22 protein-coding genes and 1 pseudogene are annotated in these 19184 nt (G+C 64.0%); 10 read left to right on the top strand and 13 right to left on the bottom strand.

Annotation, left to right across the window (positions count from 1 at the left end):
• The first annotated feature begins 4 nt into the window (after window positions 1-4).
• Window positions 5-202: a YbdD/YjiX family protein gene (locus J7573_RS02930; protein WP_103449033.1), complete on the top strand. Its 198-nt coding sequence runs from the start codon at window positions 5-7 to the stop codon at window positions 200-202.
• Window positions 203-280: 78 nt separating this feature from the next.
• Window positions 281-1258, top strand: coding sequence for a GTPase (gene yjiA / locus J7573_RS02925; RefSeq protein WP_294325369.1), 978 nt, complete (start codon window positions 281-283; stop codon window positions 1256-1258).
• On the opposite strand, the gene J7573_RS02920 is transcribed toward yjiA, so the two are convergent.
• A complete protein-coding gene (locus tag J7573_RS02920; protein WP_294325368.1) occupies window positions 1218-2705 on the bottom strand; it encodes a methylenetetrahydrofolate reductase C-terminal domain-containing protein in 1488 nt (495 codons plus the stop codon). The two genes, yjiA and J7573_RS02920, sit on opposite strands and share 41 nt — an antisense overlap.
• A 226-nt stretch (window positions 2706-2931) precedes the next feature.
• On the opposite strand from J7573_RS02920, the pseudogene J7573_RS02915 reads away from it, so the two are divergent.
• Window positions 2932-3705, top strand: a pseudogene (locus J7573_RS02915) (5-methyltetrahydropteroyltriglutamate--homocysteine methyltransferase); the annotation flags it as partial.
• 36 nt (window positions 3706-3741) lie between these two features.
• On the opposite strand, the gene J7573_RS02910 reads toward J7573_RS02915, so the two are convergent.
• Window positions 3742-4920, bottom strand: coding sequence for an acetyl-CoA C-acetyltransferase (locus tag J7573_RS02910; protein ID WP_294325366.1), 1179 nt, complete (start codon window positions 4918-4920; stop codon window positions 3742-3744).
• A 171-nt stretch (window positions 4921-5091) separates the two neighbouring features.
• Here J7573_RS02910 and J7573_RS02905 point away from each other — a divergent pair, with 171 nt between their 5' ends.
• Together J7573_RS02905 and J7573_RS02900 are read left to right on the top strand one after the other, a co-directional pair.
• Window positions 5092-5361, top strand: coding sequence for a PepSY domain-containing protein (locus J7573_RS02905; protein ID WP_159408870.1), 270 nt, complete (start codon window positions 5092-5094; stop codon window positions 5359-5361).
• Window positions 5361-5888: a cytochrome b/b6 domain-containing protein gene (locus J7573_RS02900; RefSeq protein ID WP_294325363.1), complete on the top strand. Its 528-nt coding sequence runs from the start codon at window positions 5361-5363 to the stop codon at window positions 5886-5888. The genes J7573_RS02905 and J7573_RS02900 overlap by 1 nt, the downstream gene beginning before the upstream one ends.
• Window positions 5889-5899: 11 nt before the next feature.
• On the opposite strand, the gene J7573_RS02895 is transcribed toward J7573_RS02900, so the two are convergent.
• The 4 genes from J7573_RS02895 to J7573_RS02880 are packed head-to-tail and all read right to left on the bottom strand — an operon-like array spanning window position 5900 to window position 10034.
• Entirely contained in the window at window positions 5900-7009 is a 1110-nt protein-coding gene (locus J7573_RS02895; protein ID WP_294325362.1) for an agmatine deiminase family protein, read from the bottom strand.
• Between the two features lie 3 nt (window positions 7010-7012).
• Window positions 7013-8098: an extracellular solute-binding protein gene (locus J7573_RS02890; RefSeq protein ID WP_294325359.1), complete on the bottom strand. Its 1086-nt coding sequence runs from the start codon at window positions 8096-8098 to the stop codon at window positions 7013-7015.
• 2 nt (window positions 8099-8100) lie between these two features.
• Window positions 8101-8997 carry an N-carbamoylputrescine amidase gene (gene aguB / locus J7573_RS02885; RefSeq protein WP_294325356.1) on the bottom strand — a complete coding sequence of 299 codons (897 nt, stop codon included), beginning with the start codon at window positions 8995-8997 and terminating at the stop codon, window positions 8101-8103.
• On the bottom strand, window positions 8994-10034 hold the full coding sequence (locus J7573_RS02880; RefSeq protein WP_294325355.1) for an agmatine deiminase family protein: 1041 nt from the start codon (window positions 10032-10034) through the stop codon (window positions 8994-8996). Before J7573_RS02880 ends, aguB begins: the two co-directional genes overlap by 4 nt.
• Before the next feature lie 135 nt (window positions 10035-10169).
• Between J7573_RS02880 and J7573_RS02875 the strand changes: the two genes are divergently transcribed.
• The 3 genes from J7573_RS02875 to J7573_RS02865 all read left to right on the top strand — a co-directional run bounded on the left by J7573_RS02875 (window position 10170) and on the right by J7573_RS02865 (window position 13479).
• A complete protein-coding gene (locus J7573_RS02875) occupies window positions 10170-11030 on the top strand; it encodes a LysR substrate-binding domain-containing protein (protein ID WP_294325353.1) in 861 nt (286 codons plus the stop codon).
• A 250-nt stretch (window positions 11031-11280) separates the two neighbouring features.
• Window positions 11281-12492: an enoyl-ACP reductase FabV gene (gene fabV / locus J7573_RS02870; protein WP_294325352.1), complete on the top strand. Its 1212-nt coding sequence runs from the start codon at window positions 11281-11283 to the stop codon at window positions 12490-12492.
• Between the two features lie 78 nt (window positions 12493-12570).
• Window positions 12571-13479 carry an alpha/beta fold hydrolase gene (locus tag J7573_RS02865; protein ID WP_294325351.1) on the top strand — a complete coding sequence of 303 codons (909 nt, stop codon included), beginning with the start codon at window positions 12571-12573 and terminating at the stop codon, window positions 13477-13479.
• A gap of 27 nt (window positions 13480-13506) precedes the next feature.
• Here the strand turns inward: J7573_RS02865 and J7573_RS02860 are convergent, their stop codons facing one another.
• The 4 genes from J7573_RS02860 to J7573_RS02845 all read right to left on the bottom strand — a co-directional run bounded on the left by J7573_RS02860 (window position 13507) and on the right by J7573_RS02845 (window position 15475).
• The gene (locus tag J7573_RS02860; RefSeq protein ID WP_294325349.1) at window positions 13507-13848 is read right to left on the bottom strand and encodes a HopJ type III effector protein; all 342 of its coding nucleotides are present in this window, start codon (window positions 13846-13848) and stop codon (window positions 13507-13509) included.
• Window positions 13841-14137: a DUF1244 domain-containing protein gene (locus J7573_RS02855; RefSeq protein ID WP_054884724.1), complete on the bottom strand. Its 297-nt coding sequence runs from the start codon at window positions 14135-14137 to the stop codon at window positions 13841-13843. The genes J7573_RS02860 and J7573_RS02855 overlap by 8 nt, the downstream gene beginning before the upstream one ends.
• 9 nt (window positions 14138-14146) lie before the next feature.
• Window positions 14147-14839: a dihydromonapterin reductase gene (gene folM, locus J7573_RS02850; protein WP_294325344.1), complete on the bottom strand. Its 693-nt coding sequence runs from the start codon at window positions 14837-14839 to the stop codon at window positions 14147-14149.
• A gap of 75 nt (window positions 14840-14914) precedes the next feature.
• Entirely contained in the window at window positions 14915-15475 is a 561-nt protein-coding gene (locus J7573_RS02845) for an antibiotic biosynthesis monooxygenase (RefSeq protein ID WP_294325342.1), read from the bottom strand.
• 218 nt (window positions 15476-15693) lie between these two features.
• Between J7573_RS02845 and J7573_RS02840 the strand changes: the two genes are divergently transcribed.
• Window positions 15694-16626: a MerR family transcriptional regulator gene (locus tag J7573_RS02840; protein ID WP_294325340.1), complete on the top strand. Its 933-nt coding sequence runs from the start codon at window positions 15694-15696 to the stop codon at window positions 16624-16626.
• Here the strand turns inward: J7573_RS02840 and J7573_RS02835 are convergent.
• Together J7573_RS02835 and J7573_RS02830 are read right to left on the bottom strand one after the other, a co-directional pair.
• Window positions 16611-17231 (bottom strand): hypothetical protein, encoded by a 621-nt coding sequence (locus tag J7573_RS02835; RefSeq protein ID WP_294325338.1) that lies wholly within the window; start codon window positions 17229-17231, stop codon window positions 16611-16613. The genes J7573_RS02840 and J7573_RS02835 overlap by 16 nt on opposite strands.
• Before the next feature lie 60 nt (window positions 17232-17291).
• Complete coding sequence (locus J7573_RS02830; protein ID WP_294325335.1) at window positions 17292-17720, bottom strand: PAS domain S-box protein; 429 nt, start codon at window positions 17718-17720, stop codon at window positions 17292-17294.
• A gap of 105 nt (window positions 17721-17825) precedes the next feature.
• Between J7573_RS02830 and J7573_RS02825 the strand changes: the two genes are divergently transcribed.
• Window positions 17826-18281, top strand: a complete 456-nt coding sequence (locus tag J7573_RS02825) for a flavodoxin (protein WP_110639431.1) — start codon at window positions 17826-17828, stop codon at window positions 18279-18281.
• Here J7573_RS02825 and J7573_RS02820 read toward each other — a convergent pair.
• The gene (locus tag J7573_RS02820; RefSeq protein ID WP_294325328.1) at window positions 18263-19159 is read right to left on the bottom strand and encodes a LysR family transcriptional regulator; all 897 of its coding nucleotides are present in this window, start codon (window positions 19157-19159) and stop codon (window positions 18263-18265) included. The genes J7573_RS02825 and J7573_RS02820 overlap by 19 nt on opposite strands.
• Window positions 19160-19184 lie beyond the last annotated feature (25 nt).

Raw genomic sequence — 19184 nt, 5'->3', positions numbered from 1 at the left:
AGTGATGTTCAACGACCTGGGTCGACTGGGTAAATACCTGGGGCAGGCAGCCCGCCTGATGGTCGGCATGCCCGACTACGACAACTACGTCGAGCACATGCGCAACAAGCACCCGGACCAGCCGGTGATGACGTACGAGGCGTTCTTCCGCGAACGTCAGGAAGCACGTTACGGTGGCAAGTCCGGGCCCAAGTGCTGTTGAACCTGCAACGTGCGTGAACCTGTGGGAGGCCGGGCAACCGGCCTCCCACAATCATTTTCAGCTTCAGGAGATTTCTGCGTGCAGACGCCCATTCCCGTAACGGTCCTCACCGGTTTCCTCGGTGCCGGCAAGACCACCCTGCTCAAGCACATGCTCAAGGCCGAGCACGGGCTGAAGATCGCCGTGATCGAGAACGAGTTCAGCGAGGCCGGTATCGACAGCCAACTGCTTGGCGACGAGCCGGTACAAGTCATGACCCTGGCCAACGGCTGCGTGTGTTGCAGCATCCATGGCGACCTGACCCGCGCCCTGTACTTGCTGCTTGAACGCCTGGACGCTGGCGAGATCGCCTTCGACCGCCTGGTGATCGAATGCACCGGCCTGGCCGACCCGGCACCGGTGGCGCAGACCTTTTTCATCGATGAAGAACTGCGTGATCGCTACATCCTCGACGGCATCATCACCCTGGTCGATGCTGCCCACGCCGAGGTACACCTGACCCAGACCATCGCCCAGGCCCAGGTCGGTTTTGCCGATCGCCTGCTGCTGAGCAAGACCGACCTGGTCGAACCGGCTGCGGTGGAGGCCCTGCGCGAGCACCTGGCGCGGATCAACGGCCGGGCGGCGATCCGTGTGGTCGAGCATGGCCGCATCGACCTGGCCGAGCTGCTCGATGTGCGCGGCTTCAACCTGAACCCGGACCTGGGTGCCAACCTAAAGCCAAGCCTGCGCCCGGTGCTCAAGCCGGCCACGCCAGACCGGATTTCCACCCTGGTGCTGCGCACCGAGACCGCCCTGGACATCGACCGCCTCAGCGACTTCATGAACGAATTGCTGGAAGAGCACGGCAAGCAGTTGCTGCGCTACAAAGGCGTGCTGAACATCGCCGGCGAGGAGCGTCGCCTGGTGTTCCAGGGCGTGCTCAAGCTCTATGGCTTCGACTGGGATGCCGAATGGGCAGCAGGCGAGCTGCGCGAGAGCGTGATGGTGTTCATCGCCGATGAACTGCCCGAAGCTAAGATTCGGGCTGGGTTCGAGGCGCTGGCTGCGGGCTGAGCTGGCGCGGCGGCTCAGCCTCGAACCACTGCGGCCACGAGCTGCGGTGGCGTGTCTCGACTTCGATGCACGGGATCAGTCGCTCAGTGAGCACGGCGGTTTGCCGCACGGCCTTGGCGGTGCGGTACTTGACGCTGTGGATGCACTCGCGGTCGCCAAACTCGCAGCGGTTCAGCGCCGTGCCACCGCAAGGGCCGTTGGCCAGGCCTTTGGGGCAGGTTTCCGGGCAGGTGTAGAGGGTGTCTTCCAGGCGGCAGCGGCCGCAGGTGTCGCAGCCTGTCAGCGGACGTTTGACCGCCCGTTCCAGCCCGTGCAGCACCCGGGCCCCACGCTGGGTTGCCCACAGTGGCTGGCGCACGACCCAGCCGAACGCCTTGCTGAGCCAATTGGTGCGGCTGAACAGCAGCGAATGGGCGCCGTGCAGCAGGTGGTAGCGGGCTTTCTCCTTGCCTGAGGCGCTGACGGTCGATTCACCCTGGCGCCAGTTGCCCTGCGGCGGATGGAACGCAACGATGGGCAGGCCTGGCATCTGCCAGCTGTCGGCCCAGGCGGGTGCCCAGTGCTCCAGTGAATGGATCTGCGCCTGCCAGTGTTCCAGGCGCTCTTCCAGTGCCAGCAGCTGCTTGAGCTCGTGAATCCCCGACAGGTGCACGCCTGCATACCCCATCAGTTTCACACCGATGATCTGCAAGGCCAGGCGGTCGACGCTGCGCGCCTGGGCAAAGGCCTTGGAGACATGGCTTTCGGCCTCAAGCAGGTCGCGCATCGAAGGCGAGACGGTAACCCCCGCCACATGCTCGAGCATCGTCGCGCGGCCGTGGGTCAGGCTCATCAGGCAGGCCAGCATCGGTTTGGGCGAGGCCTGGCGCTGCATCCAGTGGATGGCCTCCTGGTGCTTGCTGGCATCGAAGCCCAGTTGCAGGGTAAGGAAGTCGGCGCCGGCGGCGAGCTTTTTCTCGGCCTTGAAGTACTGCGCGCCGCCTTCTTCCTCGTGGTACTTGAACGGGTTCAGTGCCGCGCCGAGCAACCAGTGCGGGCAGGCCTGGCGGGCAATCAGTAAGGCCGCGACCGACTCCAGGTAGCGCACCGGGCGTTCACCGGGTTGGTGGCCGGGCAGACGGTCGCCGGTGAGCAGCAGCAACTGATCGAGGCCGGCGGCGTCCATGCGCTGTAGCTGAGCCAACAGATGATGGCGTTCGCGGTCTTTACCGGAGAAATGCGGCAAGGCGGGGAGTGGGGTGCTGAAAGAGCCGAGGGCGTCCAGCGGCGACATGTCCAGCGGGCTGCCCACGCGGTCGCCGATGGCGACGGTCATGGGCCAGCCGCACAACTGCCCGCGGGCCATGATCGCCTCCATCGCGGCGAAGCGTTCCGCCGACGGCTTGGGGACGAATTCCATGACGCAGACGAAGTGTTTTTCGCGCAGCGCGGCTTTCAGCAGGCTCATGGCTCGGGGGCACCTGGCGTGTTCAGGTTGGCATTGTGCAGCAGGTGGTCGGTTGGGCTCATGTCTGAATACGTAGGGTGCTGCTCTGAACAAGACATTCAGGTTCATGGGCATCATGAGCATTTCTTGAGTTCATCTCAAATTTAATGAGTTTGTCTCAGGCGGTCGATGGCCGGAAAATTCCCCTATTCATTTCGGTACTTTTTCGAACTCTGAGGGACAAGACATGGCACTGGCACACAACCTGGGCTTTCCACGCTTTGGCAGTGACCGCGAGCTGCGTGCCCGCCACTGGCAAGTGCAGAAAGACGCCGGCATCGAGCTGCTGCCAGTTGGCGACTTTGCCTGGTGCGATCATCCGTTTGCCCAATGCTGGGAGCAACTGTTCGACGAAGTGACAGAAGCCAAGGCGTTGGGCCATGCAGTCAAACCGGTGGTGATCGGCCCTTTGACCTACCTGTGGCAGGCCAGCAAAGGTAACGCTGACCTTGACGAGCTGGAACACCTGCTGCCGCTGTATGACCTTGGCCTCAACCGCCTGGCTGCCTTAGGCGCCGAATGGGTGCAGATCGATGAGCCGATTCTGGCCCAGGAACTGCCGCAGGATTGGAAAAACGCTTTCGAACGGGTCTACAACATCCTTCAGCGTGCACCGCTGAAGAAGTTGATCGCCACCTACTTCGGTGGCCTGGAAGGCAACCTCGGCCTGGCTGTCACCCTGCCGGTCGATGGCCTGCACGTCGACTTGGTGCAGGCCCCCGACCAGTACCAGACCCTCCTTGACCGGCTGCCGGCCTACAAGGTGCTGTCGCTGGGCCTGGTCGACGGCCGCAACGCCTCGCCATGCGACCTGGAAAATACCCTGGACCTGCTGCGCGATGCCCACGACCGCCTGGGCGAGCGGCTGTGGGTGGCCACAGCCTGCCCGTTACTGCAGAGCCCGGTGGAGCAGGCTGTGCACAAGTGCCAGGAAGTCGCGCTGCTGGCCGCTGGCGTCAATGAAGCGGCTGCCCGCGAGGTGCGCGCTACGGCCTGATCAACGCTCGATCGCCAGGGCGACACCTTGGCCACCACCAATGCACAAGGTGGCCAGCCCTTTTTTGGCGTCACGCTTGATCATTTCATGCAGCAAGGTCACCAGCACCCGGCACCCGGACGCACCAATCGGATGCCCCAGGGCAATCGCGCCACCATTGACGTTGACCTTGCTGGCATCCCACTCCAGCGCTTTGCCCACTGCCAGTGCCTGCGCGGCAAAGGCCTCGTTGGCTTCGATCAGGTCAAGGTCAGCCAGCTGCCAGCCCGCCTTGTCCAGGCAACGCTGGGTCGCCGACACCGGCCCGATGCCCATGATCGCCGGGTCCACGCCGGCACTGGCATAACCGGCAATCTTCGCCAGCACCGGCAGCCCCAGGGCCTTGGCCTTGCTGGCGCTCATCAGCAGCACCGCGGCGGCACCGTCGTTGAGGCTGGAGGCATTGCCGGCGGTGACGCTGCCGTCTTTCTTGAAGGCCGGGCGCAGCTTGGCCAGCGACTCGGCGGTGGTGTCCGGGCGGGGTTGTTCATCACGGTCGAAGACTTTCGGCTCGCCTTTTTTCTGTGGCATCACAATCGGGGTGATCTCGTCCTTGAAGCGGCCCGCTTCGATCGCTGCCACGGCCTTGCGCTGCGACTCGGCGGCGAAGGCATCCTGCTGCTCGCGGCTGAGGCCGTATTTGTCCACCAGGTTCTCGGCGGTGATGCCCATGTGGTAGTCGTTGAAGGCATCCCACAGGCCGTCGCTGATCATGCTGTCGATCAGTTGGCCATGGCCCATCCGCTGGCCGGTGCGAGCAGATGGCATTACATAGGGGGCCAGGCTCATGTTCTCCTGGCCACCAGCGATCACCACCTCGGCATCACCGCAGCGGATCGCCTGCGCCGCCAGGTGCAGGGCCTTCAGGCCCGAGCCGCAGACCTTGTTCAGGGTCAGTGCCGGCACGCTGTAGGGCAGGCCGGCCTTGATCGCGGCCTGGCGCGCCGGGTTCTGCCCGGCACCGGCGGTGAGCACCTGGCCGAGGATCACCTCATCGACCTGGGCCGGGTCCAGCCGGGTCTGCTCCAGCAGTTGCTTGATCACTGCTGCACCGAGGTCGACGGCCGGCACACTGGCCAGGGCACCCTGGAAGCTGCCGATGGCGGTACGGGTTGCGGCGACGATGACCACGTCGTTCATGTTGTTGTTCTCCGGGCAATGGGCGTAGTGCTGCCAGCATCGGCGGGTTGGGTTGATTTGTTAAGTTTGTTTTTCTTTGTGATTGATGTGAAAAGCCAATCAATGGGGCCGCTGCCGGGTGTGAGCTAAGCTGAACCAGGTTCGCTTCTCATCCGAATGGAGACTCTCGCCATGCGTATTGTTTTCACTCTCGCCCTGTTACTTGCCAGCGGATCCACTTTTGCCGCCACCCAATGCACCACGGCCGACAAGAGCACCTGGCAAGACCCGGAAAAGTTCCAGGCCCAGCTCAAGGAGCAGGGCTACAAGATCAGCAAGTTCAAGGTCACCAAAGGTAATTGCTACGAGATCTACGGCTTCAACAAGGACGGCAAGAAAGTCGAGATCTACCATGACCCGGTCACCGGCAAGGCTGTGAAGAGCGAGGTCGAAGGCTACTGATGCCCGCCGCCACGTTGCGGCTCTGGGACCCTCTGCTGCGGCTGTGCCATCTGTCGTTCGCCACGGTGTTCTTTGCCAACTACTTCTTCAACGAAGAGGGTGATGGCTGGCACCGCTGGCTGGGTTACTACGCCGTTGGCTGTGTGTTGCTGCGCCTGATGTGGGGCTTCGTCGGGCCGCAGAGTGCGCGCTGGGCGGACTTCTGGCCGACCCGGGCGCGGCTGGTTGCCCACGCAAAGGCACTGCTGCAGGGCAAACCCTTCCACCGCCTGGGGCACTCGCCGATCGGCGCGCTGGTGATGGTGCTGATGCTGACCTGCCTCGCTGCTCTGGGCCTGACCGGCTTTCTGATGGAGGAGGTCGATGCGCTTTGGGGCGCGGACTGGCCGTTGGATATCCACAGCTTCATCGCCGATGCCTTGCTGGCGCTGGTCTGCGTGCACTTGTTGGCAGCGGTGGTCGAGAGCGTACGCCTGCGGGAGAACCTGCCACTGTCGATGCTGACCGGGCGCCGTCGGCGCCCATGAGCAGTGCGCTGCTAGACTGCCGGGCACTGGTGGGTGACGCAATGAATCCCCCCGCCACCCGCCGCAATCGCATCGATATCCAGCTGTACGATATCCCGCCCTGGATACAGCACGGCCAGTAATGCCCGGGCTTTTTCATCGGCCTGCGCATCGCCGAACTGCGGCGCGATGATCGCGCCGTTGATCACGAAGTAATTGATGTACCCCGCCGCAAAGTCGTCATTACCCTGGCTGAACCTGTTGCGCCGCCCGCGCATGGGCGGCGATACCACATGCACCTGCAGGCGCCGGCCTTCGGCATCGGTGGCTTTCTTGAGAATCTCCAGGTGCTTGCGGGTCACCGCGTGGTCATAGGAGTCCGGGTCGTTGTCCAGGTTGGCGATCACCACCCCCGGGCGGACGAAGCGGGCATAGAAGTCTACATGCCCGTCGGTGATGTCTTCGCCGGCGATGCCCGGCAGCCAGATGACCTTGCTCAGTCCCAGGCGTGCCTTGAGCTCGGCCTCGACGTCGGCCTTGCTCCAGTCCGGGTTGCGGTTGGCATTGATCCAGCTGCTCTCGGTCATGATGCCGGTGTCGTGGCCGTCCACTTCGATGGCGCCGCCTTCGCCCACCAGTTCGCTGCGCTGGTAACGGGCGCCGGCAAGGGTGGCCACACGCTTGGCCAGCTGCGCGTCGTTCTGGTGGCGTTGCTTGTTGCCCCAGCCGTTGAAGTTGAAATCCACTGCAGCGAGGGCGCCCTCATCGTCGACGACGAAGTTGGCGCCGATGTCGCGCATCCAGATGTCGTCCAGATTGCATTCGACAAAGCGGGTGTTGTGGCTGGCGCAGTGCCGCTCGGCCAGTTCGCGTTCGCCGGGGCGACAGAACACGGTCACTGGCTGGTAGCGTGCGATGGCCTGGGCGATGCGGCCCAAGGCGGCTTGCACGTCGGCGGTGAAGTCCTCCCAGATGGCCTTCTGGGCACCGAAGGCGATGAACGCGCGCTGCTGCGGTTCGCCCTCGTCGGGCATGAACCAGCGCCCAGGCTCCTCGGCGCGGGCCAGGCCCAGCGGCAGGCCGAGGCCGGCCCCCAGGCCGGCAGCCAGTGACAGTTGCAGGAAGGTTCTACGGCTGGGCATGGGTCAGTCCTGTGCAGTCTTGAAGCGGGTCCACACGCGCATGCGCGCACGCATGTCGGCCTGTGGAATGTCCCGGCCCGGGATCAGCCGGGCATAGGTGGCTTCGTCGAGGTAGATGTCGGGGTTGTCGCGCATGCGCGGGTCCACTGCCTGGCGCGCCTTGGCGCTGGCCGTGGGGTAGCCGGTGAAGTTGCTGATGGCAGCCATGTTCGCCGGGCGCATGACGAAGTTGATGAAACGATAGGCGTATTCCGGGTGCTGGGCATCGGCCGGGATGGCCATGGTGTCCATCCACACCGTGGTGCCCTGGCGCGGTACGCGGTATTGGAAGTCGAGGTGCTTGCCGGCAGCGTCGGCGGCGCGCTGGGCCTGGATCACGTCGCCGCTGTAGCCCAGCGACAGGCACAGGTTCTCGTTGACCAGCTCGGTCACCGGTTGCGACTGGAACTTGCGGATGTACGGGCGTACTGCCTTGAGCAGTTCGCTGGCGGCCGCCAGGTCTTCACGCTTGGCGCTGCGCGGTTCGCGGCCCAGATAATGGAGTACCACGGCCAGCACTTCGTCAGGCGAGTCGATGATCGAGATGCCGCAATCGGCGAACTTGGCCGCCAGCTCCGGCTTGAACAGCAGGTCGAGGTTATCCAGCGGCGCATCGGGCATGCGCTGGCGGACTTTCTCGGCATTCGCGGTCAGGCCGATGGTGCCCCAGGTGTAGGGCACGGTCGCCTGGCTGGCCTTGGGGTATTGCGCATGCAGCTTGCGCAGGCCGGGCTCGATGTCGTCGAGGGCTTCCAGGCGGCTGCGGTCGAGTGGCTGCAGGCTGCCGGCACGCATCAGCCGTTCCGCCACGGTATCGCCGGGGAACACCAGGTCGTAGCCACTGCGCCCGGACATCAACTTGGCTTCGAGTACCTCGCTGCCGTCCATCACGTCGTAGATCACCTGGATACCGGTTTCGGCGGTGAATTGCTTGAGGGTGTCCTCGGCGAAGTAATCGGCCCAGTTGTACAGGCGCAGGGTGGGCTGGTCGGCCTGGGCCTGGCTGGCGCAGAAGGCCAGGGCCAGTGCGGCGATAACGTGGCGTTTCATGCTCAGGCCCTCAGGCTGTGTGGGTGTTTGCCGTCCAGGGTCAGCAGCGGCGCGTACATTTCCGGGCGACGGTCGCGGTAGATGCCCCAGCTCAGGCGGTCTTCGCGCATGCGTGCCAGATCCAGGTCGTGCAGCCAGATGCCGCTGCTGTTGCGGTCGGCTTCGGCAAGCATCGCGCCCTTGTGGTCGCAGATGAACGACGAGCCGTAGAAGCGCATGCTCAGTGATTCATCGCTATCGGCCACCTCCACACCGACGCGGTTGGCGGCCACCACAGGCAACAGGTTGGCAGCGGCATGGCCACGCATGGCGACCTGCCAATGGTCGCGCGAGTCCAGCTCGGCACAGCCCGGCTCGGAGCCGATGGCGGTGGGGAACAACAGCACCTCGGCGCCCATCAGGGCCAGGCAGCGGGCCGTTTCCGGGAACCACTGGTCCCAGCAGATGCCGATGCCCAGGCGGCCAAAGGCGGTGTCCCAGACCTTGAAACCGGTGTCGCCGGGGCTGAAGTATTCCTTCTCCTGGTAGCCGATGGCGTTGGGGATATGGGTCTTGCGGTAGACGCCCAGCAGCTGGCCATCGGCATCGGCCACGGTCAGCGAGTTGAAGAAGGCATTGCCGGCGCGCTCGTACCAGCTCAACGGCAGCACCACACCCAGTTCGCCGGCCAGGGCCGCGAAGCGTTGCAGGATCGGGCTGTTCGGGTAGGGCTCGGCCAGCACCTGGTGCCTGTGGTCCTGCTCGATGCAGAAGTAGGGCGTGGCGAACAGCTCTTGCAGCAGGATCACCTGCGCGCCATCGGCGGCGGCCTGGCGTACCAGTTGCTCGGCGCGGTCGAGGTTGTCGGGCAGGTTCCAGCTGCAAGGCATCTGGGTGGTGGCGATGCGCAGCAGGCTCATGGCTGCACCTCCGGCTGCTGCTGGGTGATGCAATGGATGCCGCCGCCGCCGTGGGCGATGGCATCGATGCGCACCGGCACGATTTCGCGGCCCGGGAAGGCGTGGGCGAGTTGCTCGGCGGCGTCCTGGTCGGCGGCGATGCCGTAGGCCGGCATGATGATCGCGCCGTTGGCGATGTAGAAATTGGTGTAGGACGCGCAGAACACTTCAGCGTCCTGGTCGACTGCGGCGCTGGCTTCATAGAGGTCGAGCAGTTCGAAATGGCGGCCCTGTGCATCGGTGGCGAGTTCCAGGGCGCGACGGTTTTCGCGGACCACTTCGGCGTAGACCGAACCGTGGTCGTGGGTGGCATCGACCAGCAGCACGCCTGGACGGGCGAAGGCACACACACCATCGACGTGGCCGTCGGTCATGTCGCCGGTGACGTACTGCGGGTCGCCGGGCAGCCAGATGGTCTTGCTGATGCCCAGGTAGCGGGCGAAGCAGGCTTCGAACTCGGCCTTGTCGATACCGGGGTTGCGGTTGGGGTTGAGCAGCACCGATTCGGTGGTGATCAGCGTACCTTCACCGTCGACATGAATCGCGCCGCCTTCGTTGCACAGGAAGGTGCTGAAACCGTCCAGGCCCAGCTGGTCGAGGATGCGGCGGCCGAGGCTGCAGTCCTGGCTGTGTTGCGATTTACCGCCCCAGGCATTGAAGCGCCAGCTCAGACCGGCCAGGCCATGCTGCGGATGGCAAACGAAGCTCGGGCCGCTGTCACGGCACCAGCTGTCGTCCACGGCCAGTTCGATCAGTTCGATGTTGGCGCCGCACAGGGCGCGGGCGCTTTGCAGGGCAGACGGGTCGACGACCATCTTCACCGGCTCGAAGCGGGCAATGGCTGCCGCTACACGGGCATAGTCGCGCTGCACATCGGCCAGGCTGACGCGCCAGCCGCTTTCCCACAGCGCCTGATTGTGTGGCCAGACCATCCAGGTTGCCGCGTGGCGGGCCCATTCGGCAGGCATGCGCCAGCCGCTGTCGAGGGACAGATGCATAGTGAACTCCGATCTATTAAGGATTTTTATCAACGAAGCCCGCCGTCGCGGGTGTTGATGTCCATGCTATGGCTATGAAGAGGTGGCGACAAACGATAGATTTAGCCGACATCTGATTAGCAGGGCTTATCGATCATGCTCAAACACTGGCCACCGCTCAATGCCCTCAGGGGCTTCGAAGCCGCCGCGCGGCTTGGCAGCTTCCACAAGGCCGCCGAAGCCCTGAACCTCACCCAGTCGGCGATCAGCCAGCAGATCCGCAGCCTGGAAACCTACCTGGAGCAGCCACTGTTCTACCGCAGTGGCCGCAGCGTCAGCCTGACCGATGCCGGGCATGACCTGCTCAGCACCACCCAGTCCATGCTGCAGCACCTGGCCGTCGGCATCCGCCGCCTGGAGCAGTACCGCAAGCCGAATCAACTGGTGGTCAATACCAGCCCGGCGTTCGCCCGGCACTGGCTGCTGCCGCGCCTGGCCGATTTCCATCAGCGCTGCCCGCAGGTCGACCTGTGGCTGTTCACCAGCTTCGAGGTGCCGGACATGGCCAGCGAAACCATCGACCTGGCCATTCGCGATGATCTGAGTGCCCAGGCTGAGTGCAGCTTTACCGTGCTGCATCACGACCAGTTGTATCCCGCCTGCCACCCTTCATTGCTGCAAACCCCTGCGCAGCAACGCACCACCCTGCATGGCGAGCGCGAAATGGACTGGAGCCATTGGCAACTGGAAGGCGGCGAGGCGGTGGGGCAGCAGGGCAAGGGGCTGAATTTTTCCGACCCCGGGCTGCTGCTGGATGCCGCGAGCGAAGGGCTGGGCGTTGCCCTGGTCAGCCAGTTGCTGGCGCAGCGGGCGGTGGGCGAGGGGCGGCTGCAGGCGCTGTCTGCGCAGCGGGTGCGCGGGCCGGCCTGGGCCTGCCTGGTGCATCGTGACAGCCAGGATGATCCGCTGGCCCGGCAGTTTCTCGGGTGGTTGAAAGGGGCTCTGGCAGTAGATTGATGCTGCTTGTGCCGGCCCTTTCGCGGCTAAAGCCGTTCCCACAGGGACCGCGCAGAACTTGAGTGCTGCACAGTTCCTGTGGGAACGGCTTTAGCCGCGAAAGGGCCAGCACAGGCGATCCCCGGTTTTGCATCCCCCCGATCAGCCCGTAATATGTGTCGGATAACCTGCGGGGGTAGTCTCACCCTCTGATCAATCGGAATCGCCCCTGCGGCGCTTCCCCCGGCATAAACCTGACGAGGTACAGACATTGGCCATCATTCATCCTAAGGTTCGCGGTTTCATCTGCACCACGACTCACCCGAAGGGCTGCGAGCTCAACGTCCGTGACCAGATCGAAGCCACCCGCAAGCTGGGCGTGCGCGAGGATGGCCCGAAGAAGGTCCTGGTCATCGGCGCTTCCAGCGGCTACGGCCTGGCAGCCCGCATCACCGCGGCCTTCGGCTTCAAGGCCGACACCCTGGGCGTGTTCTTCGAAAAACCAGGTACCGAGACCAAGGCCGGTACCGCCGGCTGGTACAACGCTGCCGCCTTCGACAAGTTCGCCAAGGCCGAGGGCCTGTACAGCAAGTCGATCAATGGTGACGCCTTCTCCGACGAAGCCCGCGCCAAGGTCATCGAGCTGATCAAGAACGAAATGGGTGGCAAGGTCGACCTGGTCATCTACTCGCTGGCTTCGCCTGTGCGCAAGCTGCCGCAGACCGGTGAACTGATCCGCTCCGCACTGAAGCCGATCGGCCAGCCGTACAAGTCGACCGCCATCGACACCAACAAGGACACCATCATCGAGGCCAGCATCGAGCCGGCCACCGAGCAGGAAATCGCCGACACCGTCACCGTGATGGGTGGTCAGGACTGGCAGCTGTGGATCGACGCCCTGGCGGGCGCTGACGTGCTGGCCGAAGGCGCGCGTACCGTGGCCTTCAGCTACATCGGCACCGAGATCACCTGGCCGATCTACTGGCACGGCGCCTTGGGCCAGGCCAAGCAGGACCTGGACGAAACCGCACTGCGCCTGGACAAGAAACTGGCCGGTGAAGTGAAAGGCGGCGCCAACGTGGCGGTGCTGAAGTCGGTGGTCACCCAGGCCAGCTCGGCCATCCCGGTGATGCCGCTGTACCTGTCGATGGTCTTCAAGATCATGCAGGAAAAGGGTGTGCACGAAGGCACCCAGGACCAGCTGGACCGCATGTTCCGCGATCGCATGTACCGCGCCGATGGCGCCCCGGCACAAGTGGACGAAAAAGCCCGCCTGCGCCTGGACGACTGGGAGCTGCGCGACGACGTACAGGACGCGTGCAAGGCCATGTGGCCACAAGTGACCACCGAGAACCTGTTCGAGCTGACCGACTACGCCGGTTACAAGAAGCAGTTCCTCAACCTCTTCGGCTTCGAGCGCGCTGACGTCAACTACGACGAAGACGTGGCGACCGATGTGAAGTTCGACTGCATCGAGCTGTAAGTCGATGTAAAAAATGGGGGCCGATACAGGCCCCCATTTTTTTTGCTAGTTTTGGCGCACAACAACAGGAAGTGTGCCATGAGCAGCCTCACCCAACCCGCCACCGCCTTTCGCCAGGCCACGGCCGACGGCTACAGCCTCGGCGGCTTCTGCTGGCGTCACGCCCACCCGGACGTCCAGCGCCCGCTGGTGATCATCAACGCGGCCACTTCGGTGCGCTGCCGCTACTACTCACGTTTTGCCGACTACCTGTTCGCCCAAGGCTGCGATGTACTGACCTACGACTATCGCGGTATCGGCGAATCACGCCCGCACTCGTTGCGCGGCTTCCAGGCGTCGTGGAGCGATTGGGGCCGTCTGGATTTCGAAGCCATGCTGGCGCACGCCGCCGAACATTTTCCCGGGCAGCCGGTGGACGTGGTGGGCCACAGTTTCGGGGGTTGCGCCGTGGGCCTGGCGCCGTCGGCCGGGCAGGTGCGGCGGGTGGTGATGGTCGGTGCGCAGTTCGCCTACTGGCGCGACTATGCCGCCGACCAGCGCTGGCGGCTGTTCGGCAAATGGCATGTGGTGATGCCGTTGCTGACCCGTGCTTTTGGCTACTTCCCCGGCAAGCGCCTGGGCTGGCTTGAGGATACGCCCGCCGGCGTGGTGCATGACTGGACCACTCGCACACCGCGCTATGAACAGCGCCCGAGCGGGCGTGGCCTGGCAGCGTTGCCCTTCGCTCAGGTAAAGGCCGCGACCCTGGCCATCAGCCTGACGGATGACCCGTTTGGCACCGTGGCGGCGACCGAGCGGTTATTGGGATATCTGCCTGCGTCGCAGCGGCGGCATTTGCGGATTGCGCCTGTGGATATCTCGGTCGATGAGATTGGCCACTTCGCGTTCTTCCATGATCGTTTTCGCGAAAGCCTGTGGCCGATTGCATTGCGGTGGTTGCAGCAGGGCGGGCTGGAAGAGGGTGTGCCGGGGACGACGATCAGTTGAAAGGGCCGCAAAGCGGCCCCGGCAATCTCAAGCGTTGCGCGAGAGAGGCAGCGCGGCGAACTTCACGCCAGCGAGACCATGCTTGATCAGCGCACGGATATTGCCATGGTCACTGCCTTCCGGCGTGGCCAAAACGTCACGGTAGTGCTCGCCGAAGGCCAGCAGCGCTTCCTGGTCGCTCAGGCCTTCCAGCAGGGCCAGGCCGAGGGTCTTGCAAGAACCTTCGTTCTGCCCGGCGGCATTTTCCACGCCACCGTTGTTGAAGGCCTGAGGCTGGTAGCTGTAGTTGCCGGCGATGAAAGCCAGGGTGTCGGCAAAGGCGTGTTGGCCGCTGGCCAGGCTGGTGCGCAGGGTGTTCAGATCAGTCACGAGGTTTTCCTTGTTCAAACGCCGCTTGCTGCTCGGCGCTGGCTTCTTTCTGGTATTGGGCTTTCCACTCGGCATAGGGCATGCCGTACACCGCTTCGCGGGCGTCATCCAGGCTGATGTCGACCTGGCGCTCGTCGGCGGCGGCCTTGTACCACTTGGACAGGCAGTTGCGGCAGAAGCCGGAGAGGTTCATCAGGTCGATGTTCTGCACATCGGTGCGTTTCTGCAGGTGTTCGACCAGGCGCCGGAACGCGGCGGCTTCGAGTTCGAGCTGTTGTTGCTCAGTCATGGCAGTCTCTCAGATCATGCGGTTCTTCAGGTGGCGGCCACCGTTGATGACCACCTGGCTGCCGGTGCTGTACTGGCTGGCGAGCAGGTATTTCACTGTCTCGATCAGTGGCCCGGCGCCGGGTTCGAATTCCAGCAGGGCCTTTTTCAGGGTTTGCTGGCGGTAGGCCTCGTCACCGCCTTCCTTGAGGATCAGCAGGCCCGGCAGGATACCGTTGACGTGCACCTTGGGCGCGTACTTTTCAGCGAACGACAGCACCATGTTCTGCAGCGCGGCCTTGGTCGCGGCGTAGCCGATGTGGCCTTTGCTGCCGCGCGAGGAGGTTTCGTCGCAGATGTGGATGATGTCGGCCTTGTCGACCTTGTTCAGCAGCTCGCCGAGGGCCAGGTTGAGGTGGTACGGCGCTTCGACGTGCAGGCGGAACATGGTCTCGAGGTTGTCGAGGTCGTCGTCGAGCCACAGCGAGGCGTTGTGGATGATTGCGCGCAGACCGTCGTAGTTGCGCTGCAGGTGGTCGATCAACGCTTCACGGTCAGCTTTGACGCAGAGGTCGGCCTGGAAATGCACGATGTTCGGGTGCGCGGACTGCGGCTGCAGGCTGCGGCTGGCACTGACCACCGTATGGCCGGCCTGAGCCAGTTCGAGGGCCAGGGCCAGCCCGACGCGCTGGCTGGCGCCGGTGACGAGAATAGGGCTGTTCATGTGCGGGCGGTCAACTTGTCTGTCCTGTCGTTGCCGCCCAGCATACCCGAACTGTTCCCGCTTGTATGACCTGCCTCAGCGGCTACGCAGCGCCGGGCTGGCGGATGGCGTGGCGTGCAGCCAGTTGGTCAGCAGCCGGGTGGACAAGGGGATGAAGAGGTAGACCATGAGCGGTGTCAGGGCCAGCGTGCTGAGCATGACCCGGGGGAGCAGTTCGAGCGTCGCGAGCCAATGCCCGAACACGACGTTGAACAGCAGCGAGACCGGAAAGAAGGCCAGCCAGATAGCTACGGCCTGCTTCCAGCGCGGCGGCTTTTGCACCTTATTGGTGCCAAACCAGTCGTCGATGCCGCTGACGCGCCTCTCTTTGGGGCGTTCGAACAGGCCGTTGCCGCGAGCCAGCCAGGCTCGGCGCGAGGCGGAATGTTCCCAGGCGTGCAGGGTAGGTTCGTCGCTGAAGCGGAAAATGATCTGGAATTCGTCGTTGTCGCGGGGCGGAGCGAGGATGCCCGAGCCGAGGTAGCCGGGGAAGTCGGTGGCCAGCTGCTCGCCTTCGTGCAGCCAGGCCAGCAGGTCCTGGTAGCGGCCGTGGGCGGCGCGGCGCGACACCATCAAAGTGACGGGTGGGGTAGACATCGTGTATCTCCTGGCGACGGGGCTGGCGGGTAGCCGGCCCCTTGGCTGCGTGGCCCGGGGTGGTGGGCAACGCGAACATGGATGCAAGAATCGGGCACGAAGCCCCTTCCAGAGGACATGCTCGGCGAACATCTGTCAGCAAACGGTTGCTGGCCTGCGGCATAAGATGTCGTAGTAGAATGTCCCTTCTAATTCCGCACACAGGTTACTCAGTGCAGATGAACAAACAGGGACGTGGCTCGGATATCGAGACAGGCCTGCAACACCAGGACCTCTTCCCGATCCGTGAGGTTTCCCGCCTGACCGGCGTCAACGCCGTGACCCTGCGTGCATGGGAACGCCGCTACGGGCTGATCCAGCCGACACGCACCGACAGCGGTCACCGGCTGTATTCCCAGGCGGATATCGAACAGGTCCGGAGCATCCTGGGTTGGCTCGAACGTGGTGTCGCGGTCAGCAAGGTCGGGGGTATTCTCGCCCGCGGCCAGGCGGTCGCCCAGGGCGTGATTTCAGCTGATAACAGAACGCACTGGCAGGCCCAGGTGCGCAAGTCTGTGAATCGCTTCGATGCGCCGAGCCTGGACCGGCTGTTCGACCAGGTGTTCGCGGCAATTGCCCTGGACCAGGTGTTCAGCGAAGTGTTCTTGCCCGTCTGGCATGACCTGGCGGCGGGGCAGGGTGCGTTCGGCCAGGCCAGCGAGTGGTTGTTCCTCGACCAGTTCCTGCGTGGTCGGGTGTTCTCCCGTTTGCAGCTTGCTCGCCAGCCGCGCCCCCGTCATGTGCTGCTGGCTCCCTTGCCCGGGCTGTGCCACGAACTGGAACTGCTGGTGACCGGCTTGCTTCTGGGCAGCGATGACATTGGCGTGAACCTGCTCATGCCCGGCCAGTCGCTGGAAGAACTACCGCTGGTGTGTGAGCGGTTGCGGCCAGATGCGCTGGTGCTGTTTGCCAACCATTCGCCGACAGTCGAATTGAACAAGCGCCTGAGGCGTCTGGCTGCAGGCCTGGAATGCCCATTGCTGTTGGCCGGCGAGGCAGCCGAGAACGCCCAGGACAGCCTTGCGGGCAGCCCGATTGCGTGCCTTGGTGCGGAAGGTGAGCTGATGCGGCGTCGCTTGCGACAGTACCTGGCCGGTCAGCTCGATACCTGATCGTGCAGTTCTGGATGGGCCTGACGATGGGCCTGGAGGATGTACTCACGCAGTCGGTCGATTTCTTCGGCGGGGCTGCGGCTGAGGTCGTAGGCGGCCAGGTCCGGGCCGATGCGCCGACGCAGCCGGCCATGCAGGCCGATCGGGCTGATGCCATCCGGGGCGAAATGCAGGTTGAAACGCGACGGGGCCTTGGCCAGGCCACGTACCTCGAGCAGTGCACCCTTGAACGAAATGTCCCTGACCAGCAAGCTGCTGGCCTTGCCCTGGGCATCCAGCAGTGCGCTGGGCTGCGCCATCGACAGGCGCCAGGGGCGCAGCATGGGGCCGTCGTCTTCGTAGATTTCCGGTGAGCCGATCTGCAGGTGAACGGCATGGAACTCGTCTTCCACCAGCTGCAGCGGGAAGCTGATCTGCTGGTTGTTGAACTGCGCCTGCAGGGTTACCTGCTCGTTGGCCACCAGGCGGGCGAGCAGGGACTGGATGCGGCGGTCGCCATTGACCAGCAGGCTCGACATGGGGTCGGCGAGATTCAATTGCGGGGAATGCTGCATGTCCTGGATGAAATCCAGTTCGTCCTGAGTCAGGAGCGCGTCTGCTTGCATGATCGAACTCGGTGATGACGATTTCTTCAACGGGAATTGACCGTGCTCAGAGCGCTTGGTTCAGCCGCGTTCGTCGGAATTCCGACGAGCGTGCATATCGGCCAGTTCGCGCTCCAGTTCGACCTGACGGCTGACGTCTTTCTGGATGCCGATGAAATAGGTGCGTTGATCGGCATCGTGCCTTACCGGGGTGATCGACAGTTCGTTCCAGAATGCGCTGCCATCCTTGCGGTAGTTGCGCAGTATTTCACGGCAGGGACGGCCTTCGGCCAGGGCCTTGCGAATGCGTGCCCGGCCCAGCTGATCGCGATCATCGGCCTGTAGGAAGCGGCAATCCTGATAGAGGATTTCGTCACGGCTATAGCCGGTCAGGCGTTCGAAGGCCGCATTCACGTAGATCAGGATGGTGTCGTCGCCTTCCTGTTCGGCGACCACGATCCCGTCGTTGGAGGCGTCGACCATCGATTGCAGCAGCTGCGCGTTGATCATGTCCGGACCATGGGTCAATGAGGGGGACTTTGGTAGAGGCGGCCTTTTGCCAGCTCCGAATGCTAGTATCCTACGTTTTCACTCAGTTTCGGAATCCTCTTCCTGATGAAAGTCGCCATTATTTCCGGCTCGGTGTACGGCACCGCCGAAGAAGTCGCCCGCCATGCCGCGTCGTTGCTCAAGGCTGCAGGCTTTGAAGCCTGGCACGCTGCCCGTGCTACCCAGCAGGATCTCGAGGGTTTTGCCCCTGAAGCGTTGCTCGCGGTGACGTCGACCACCGGCATGGGTGAATTGCCGGATAACCTGATGCCGCTGTTCAGCAGCATTCGCGACACCCTGCCAGCGGCCTGGCGTGGGCTGCCGGGCGCAGTGATTGCCCTGGGTGATTCCAGCTATGGCGATACCTATTGCGGCGGCGGCGAGCAGATGCGCGAACTGTTTGCCGAGCTGGGGGTGCGGGAAGTGCTGCCGATGCTGAAGCTCGATGCCAGTGAGACCGTGACCCCAGAGGCTGATGCCGAGCCTTGGCTGGCAGAGCTTGCTCAAGCACTGAAAGCCTGAGGCGTTTCCTCCCGCAGCAACTCCAGCCATGCCTGCGCCGCTCGCGACAGGTAAGCCCCACGCCGCCAGATGAAGGCGATATCCCAGCGTAGATCCGTTGGCGCCTTCAGCGGCAAACGCACCACCCCGGGTCGCTCCAGCGCTCTTGCCACCACACGGGGCAGCAGCACCACACCCTGGCCGGCCGCGACCAGTGCCACCAGGAAGTCCGCCTGGCCGCTACGGCCACCTTCCTTCGGGGTGAAGCCTTGCTGCTGGCAAGCCTTGAGCAGGCGGTCGTTGAGCACGAAGCTGCGTTGGTACAGCAGGAACGGGGTATCCGCCAACTGCTTCAGACTCACCTGGTCCAGCGCGGCCAGCGCATGCCCGGCCGGTAGCAGCGCATCCAGCGGCTCATTGCAGAACGGCTGGTACGCGAACGCCGGGTCGCTCGGGGTGAGGCTGCCGCCCAGCTCCAGCTCTCCAGTCCTCACTGCCTGTTCGACGCTACGGCTGCCGCCTTCAAGCAGCTGAATGGCGATATTCGGGTGACGCCTGCGGTATTCGGCGAACAACCCGGCGAACAAGGTATCGCTGCCCAGCATCGGCAAGCCCAGGCGCAACTCACCGCGCGCCATCTGGCTGAGGTCGTCGAGCTCGCTGAGCAGCGCCTGACGCTCGCGCAGCAGCGCTTCGCCGCGCGCCAGCACGATGCGCCCGGCCGCCGTCAGATGCAGCTGCGAGGCCTGGCGCTCGAGCAGTGGCTGGCCCACATCTTGCTCCAGCTGGGCGACCTGCTTGCTCACGGCGGACTGGCTGATATGCAGGGTCTGGGCGGCTTGGGTAAAGCCGCCGCGATGAACGACTTCAATGAAGCTGCGCAGCTGTTTGAATTCCATGATCTCAATTCCAATGTGGAATGGC

Source organism: Pseudomonas sp. (genome assembly GCF_017744435.1).
Taxonomy (GTDB): Bacteria; Pseudomonadota; Gammaproteobacteria; order Pseudomonadales; family Pseudomonadaceae; genus Aquipseudomonas.
This window is presented reverse-complemented; position numbering and strand designations above follow the sequence as displayed.

Excerpts from the sequence above, each read along its gene's own strand:
- J7573_RS02930 (WP_103449033.1), top strand. The coding sequence starts at position 5 with ATGTTCAACGACCTGGGTCGACTGGGTAAATACCTGGGGCAGGCAGCC.
- J7573_RS02920 (WP_294325368.1), bottom strand. The coding sequence starts at position 2,705 with ATGAGCCTGCTGAAAGCCGCGCTGCGCGAAAAACACTTCGTCTGCGTC.
- J7573_RS02910 (WP_294325366.1), bottom strand. The coding sequence starts at position 4,920 with ATGAACGACGTGGTCATCGTCGCCGCAACCCGTACCGCCATCGGCAGC.
- J7573_RS02905 (WP_159408870.1), top strand. The coding sequence starts at position 5,092 with ATGCGTATTGTTTTCACTCTCGCCCTGTTACTTGCCAGCGGATCCACT.
- J7573_RS02900 (WP_294325363.1), top strand. The coding sequence starts at position 5,361 with ATGCCCGCCGCCACGTTGCGGCTCTGGGACCCTCTGCTGCGGCTGTGC.
- J7573_RS02895 (WP_294325362.1), bottom strand. The coding sequence starts at position 7,009 with ATGCCCAGCCGTAGAACCTTCCTGCAACTGTCACTGGCTGCCGGCCTG.
- J7573_RS02890 (WP_294325359.1), bottom strand. The coding sequence starts at position 8,098 with ATGAAACGCCACGTTATCGCCGCACTGGCCCTGGCCTTCTGCGCCAGC.
- aguB (WP_294325356.1), bottom strand. The coding sequence starts at position 8,997 with ATGAGCCTGCTGCGCATCGCCACCACCCAGATGCCTTGCAGCTGGAAC.
- J7573_RS02880 (WP_294325355.1), bottom strand. The coding sequence starts at position 10,034 with ATGCATCTGTCCCTCGACAGCGGCTGGCGCATGCCTGCCGAATGGGCC.
- J7573_RS02875 (WP_294325353.1), top strand. The coding sequence starts at position 10,170 with ATGCTCAAACACTGGCCACCGCTCAATGCCCTCAGGGGCTTCGAAGCC.
- J7573_RS02865 (WP_294325351.1), top strand. The coding sequence starts at position 12,571 with ATGAGCAGCCTCACCCAACCCGCCACCGCCTTTCGCCAGGCCACGGCC.
- J7573_RS02855 (WP_054884724.1), bottom strand. The coding sequence starts at position 14,137 with ATGACTGAGCAACAACAGCTCGAACTCGAAGCCGCCGCGTTCCGGCGC.
- folM (WP_294325344.1), bottom strand. The coding sequence starts at position 14,839 with ATGAACAGCCCTATTCTCGTCACCGGCGCCAGCCAGCGCGTCGGGCTG.
- J7573_RS02845 (WP_294325342.1), bottom strand. The coding sequence starts at position 15,475 with ATGTCTACCCCACCCGTCACTTTGATGGTGTCGCGCCGCGCCGCCCAC.
- J7573_RS02840 (WP_294325340.1), top strand. The coding sequence starts at position 15,694 with ATGAACAAACAGGGACGTGGCTCGGATATCGAGACAGGCCTGCAACAC.
- J7573_RS02835 (WP_294325338.1), bottom strand. The coding sequence starts at position 17,231 with ATGCAAGCAGACGCGCTCCTGACTCAGGACGAACTGGATTTCATCCAG.
- J7573_RS02830 (WP_294325335.1), bottom strand. The coding sequence starts at position 17,720 with ATGATCAACGCGCAGCTGCTGCAATCGATGGTCGACGCCTCCAACGAC.
- J7573_RS02825 (WP_110639431.1), top strand. The coding sequence starts at position 17,826 with ATGAAAGTCGCCATTATTTCCGGCTCGGTGTACGGCACCGCCGAAGAA.
- J7573_RS02820 (WP_294325328.1), bottom strand. The coding sequence starts at position 19,159 with ATGGAATTCAAACAGCTGCGCAGCTTCATTGAAGTCGTTCATCGCGGC.